This is a genomic window from Robiginitalea sp., assembly GCF_049588695.1.
In the GTDB taxonomy this organism is placed as follows: Bacteria; Bacteroidota; Bacteroidia; order Flavobacteriales; family Flavobacteriaceae; genus Robiginitalea.
Map to the genome: position 1 here is coordinate 1 of NZ_JBAVZJ010000183.1, position 3,681 is coordinate 3,681.

4 protein-coding genes are annotated in these 3,681 nt (G+C 49.9%); 3 read left to right on the top strand and 1 reads right to left on the bottom strand.

Annotated features, from left to right (window positions below; genetic code table 11):
• The 3 genes from WBV75_RS04470 to WBV75_RS04480 all read left to right on the top strand — a co-directional run.
• Nucleotides 1-900, top strand: a 900-nt coding sequence (locus WBV75_RS04470; RefSeq protein WP_424119451.1) for an FAD-binding protein, incomplete at its 5' end; no start/stop codon positions are given.
• Nucleotides 901-956: 56 nt separating this feature from the next.
• Nucleotides 957-1,703, top strand: coding sequence for a succinate dehydrogenase/fumarate reductase iron-sulfur subunit (locus tag WBV75_RS04475; protein WP_424119452.1), 747 nt, complete (start codon nt 957-959; stop codon nt 1,701-1,703).
• Between the two features lie 77 nt (nt 1,704-1,780).
• On the top strand, nt 1,781-2,929 hold the full coding sequence (locus WBV75_RS04480) for a methionine aminotransferase (RefSeq protein ID WP_424119453.1): 1,149 nt from the start codon (nt 1,781-1,783) through the stop codon (nt 2,927-2,929).
• Here WBV75_RS04480 and WBV75_RS04485 read toward each other — a convergent pair.
• The coding region (locus WBV75_RS04485; protein ID WP_424119454.1) for a serine hydrolase domain-containing protein at nt 2,926-3,681 on the bottom strand (756 nt) is incomplete at its 5' end. The genes WBV75_RS04480 and WBV75_RS04485 overlap by 4 nt on opposite strands.

Below are 3,681 nucleotides of genomic sequence, written 5' to 3' on the forward strand. Positions count from 1 at the left end.
GCCATTCAGCGGTATGGGTCCGAAAAAGCCCTGACCTCAGGAATCAAAGATCCGGACCAGGCCACGATAACTAAACTGGGAGAAGAAGTCATTGCGGCAAAATATGGGAACCTCTTCCAGATGTACGAGAAAATCGTGGATGAGAATCCGTACAAGACACCTATGATGATTTATCCGGCCGTTCACTACACTATGGGTGGGTTATGGGTAGATTACAATTTGCAAACCACCATCCCGGGATGTTTCAGCACCGGGGAAGCGAATTTTAGTGATCACGGGGCCAATCGCCTCGGGGCTTCAGCCCTGATGCAAGGTCTCGCAGATGGATATTTTGTGCTTCCTTATACCATTGGGAACTATTTATCGGACGACATACGGACCGGCCCGATATCGACGGACAGCGAAGCCTTTGATAAAGTTGAAGCTGAAGTTCGGGCCAATCTTGAAAAACTCCTTAATGCCAAAGGGAAAAATCCCGTTGATTATTACCACAAAAAACTGGGTAAAATCATGTGGAATAAGTGTGGTATGTCCCGTAATGCCAGGGAACTCAAAGAGGCCATCGAAGAAATTTCAGCCCTCAGGGAAGACTTTTACCAAAATGTTCGAATCCCGGGAGGTCTTGATGAAGTGAATCCGGAATTGGAAAAAGCAGGCCGGGTGGCCGACTTCCTTGAATTAGGGGAGCTTTTTGCCAAGGACGCGCTCGAGCGAAACGAATCCTGTGGCGGACATTTCAGGGAAGAATACCAGACTCCCGAAGGAGAGGCCCTGCGTGACGACAAAAACTTCAGGTATGTGGCCGCGTGGGAATACAAAGGAGCCCCTAAGGATGCCAAACTCCACAAGGAAGACCTGGTTTTTGAAAATGTTGAATTGAAAACAAGAAGTTACAAATAGATTGCTGTGACTCATTTCCTCCAGACGGGGGATTGAGATTCAAAAAAAGATTAGCTATGAAACTACTTTTAAAAATTTGGCGGCAAAAAGACAAAAGCTCTAAAGGCAAGTTGGTGGATTATCCCATTGACCATATCGAAGGAGACATGTCCTTTCTGGAGATGCTCGATGTACTGAACCAGGAGCTGATTGAAAAGGGAGAAGAGCCCGTGGTTTTCGATCACGATTGTCGCGAAGGAATTTGCGGCAGTTGTTCCCTGATGATCAACGGGGAACCCCACGGCCCGGACAGGCTCATCACCACCTGCCAGCTACACATGCGGCGTTTTAACGATGGCGACACCATTGTCATTGAGCCTTTTCGAGCAACGGCTTTTCCGGTCCTGAAAGACCTGATGGTCGACCGCACAGCCTTTGACCGTATCCAACAAGCCGGAGGGTACATTTCTGTAAATACTTCAGGGAACACAGTGGATGCCAATGCCATCCCGGTTGATAAACACCATGCCGATGAGGCTTTTGAAGCTGCCAGCTGTATTGGTTGTGGTGCCTGTGTCGCGGCGTGTAAAAACGCCAGTGCCATGCTCTTTACCGCCGCCAAAGTCTCTCAATTTGCCTTACTACCCCAGGGGAAGGTAGAAGCTACCGACCGGGTTCAGAATATGGTACGGCAAATGGATTTGGAAGGTTTTGGCAACTGCACAAATACCGGGGCCTGCGAAATTGAATGTCCAAAAGGGATTTCACTGGAAAATATCGCGAGGATGAATCGGGAGTACCTTATGGCTACCGCCAAAGGATAATCCCCAATCCCTCTTTTTTACCAATCCCGGACGCGATGCGTTCCGGGATTTTCTATTTTTATGCTACAAAGCACCTTATGTCTGTACATCCTGTTTCCAAACTGCCCAATCTCGAACAATCCATATTCAGCAAAATGAGTGCCCTGGCGATAAAACACAACGCCATCAATCTTTCCCAGGGGTTTCCCGATTTTGATGTAGACCCGGAGCTGATCACGGCCATCCGGCAAGCCCTGCTGGGTCCCTATAACCAGTATGCCCCTATGGGCGGCATCTATTCCCTCAGGGAAGCGATTGCCGAAAAAACAGAGCGCTGCCACGGGCAGAGCTATCACCCGGAAAAGGAAATAACCCTTACTGCGGGGGCTACGCAGGCAATTTATACCGCTATAGCAAGTACTGTTTATCCAGGGGATGAAGTAGTAATCTTTAAGCCTGCCTATGATTGTTATGAACCCAGTGTACGTGCCCAGGGGGGTATCCCCAGGTTACTGCAGCTGAGCGGACCGGAATTCAGGATTGACTGGGATGAATTCCGGAAAGTACTCAACCCAAAAACGCGCATGGTCATCCTCAATACGCCCCACAACCCGAGTGGCACTATTTTAAAGGATGCCGACCTGCGCGAGCTCGAACAAATTCTGCGCCCGACCGACACCCTGGTCTTAAGCGATGAAGTTTATGAACACCTGGTCTTCGATGGGGCCTCTCACCAAAGTGTATCCAAATACCCCGGCTTAAAGGAGCGGTCCTTTGTCTGTGCCTCTTTCGGGAAAACTTTTCATATCACAGGTTGGAAAATGGGCTACTGTATGGCCCCGAAAGTACTGATGGACGAGTTTAGGAAGATTCACGAATTTGTGGTTTTCTCGGTAAATCACCCGGCGCAGCGCGCCCTTGTGCAATACATGCAAAAACCCTCGAGATACGAAGGCCTGTCCGATTTTTTCCAGCAAAAAAGGGACTTGTTCCTGGAGGGTTTGCAGGACTCCCGCTTTGAATTTACCCCTGCAGAAGGCACCTATTTCCAACTCCTGAATTTTTCAAAAATCAGTCCTTTGGGCGATCTTGAATTTGCACAGAAATTGCTTCTGGAGAACGGTGTGGCGGCCATACCTATTTCCGTCTTCAACCTGGATCGTCAGGATCACCAACAACTGCGCTTCTGTTTCGCCAAAAAAGCGGACACCCTCAAAAAGGCCTGCGAAATCCTCTCCCGGATTTAGGGCATAGCCTTGAGGACCTGCGCTACAAAAGCCCCGATTTCTGAAGGCTCCAACCAGCGTAAAACCATGACCAGTTCTTGCTGCGGAGCAACGACGATAAAGTTCCCGCCGAATCCTGCCGCGTAATACACCGTATCCGGCACCCCTTCCCAATGGCGGTCCCCGGGCTGGTTCAACCACCACATATACCCGTAATTCGGGTTGGGCCCGGATGGAGTAATAGCATCTTCTATCCAGGATTCACTCAAAATTCGTTGGTTTTCCCAGACCCCCTTTCCGAGAAACAACAGGCCAAATCGGGCCATATCTTCCGCGTTTATGAAAATACCCCCTCCGGAATGCCCGCCTCCCGTGACCGATTGTACTTTGTATCCGTCAATAACAGACCAGGCGTGATCATAACCGAACCATCGCCAGGTAGGCGAAGCCCCAATAGGGTCCATAAGTTCTCGTTTAAGCACAGTTGGGAGTGGCTGCCGCCAGAGTTGGGTGAGTGAATACGCCAGGACATTTACGCGTACGTCATTGTACTCCATGACTGTCCCCGGCTCCCTTAGGGGGCGGTATTTCCAATCGTCAACTCCGCCTTCCAGGGGAGGCCGGTCTGCCCAGTCCTTTATCCCCCATAGACTGCCCGACCAGTCTGAATTCTGTTGTAGCAAATGGGACCATCTTACTTTCCCATTATGAACTCCCTCAAAGGTCCCATCCCAGATATAGTCAGACACCAGATCTTTCTCAGAACCCATAAG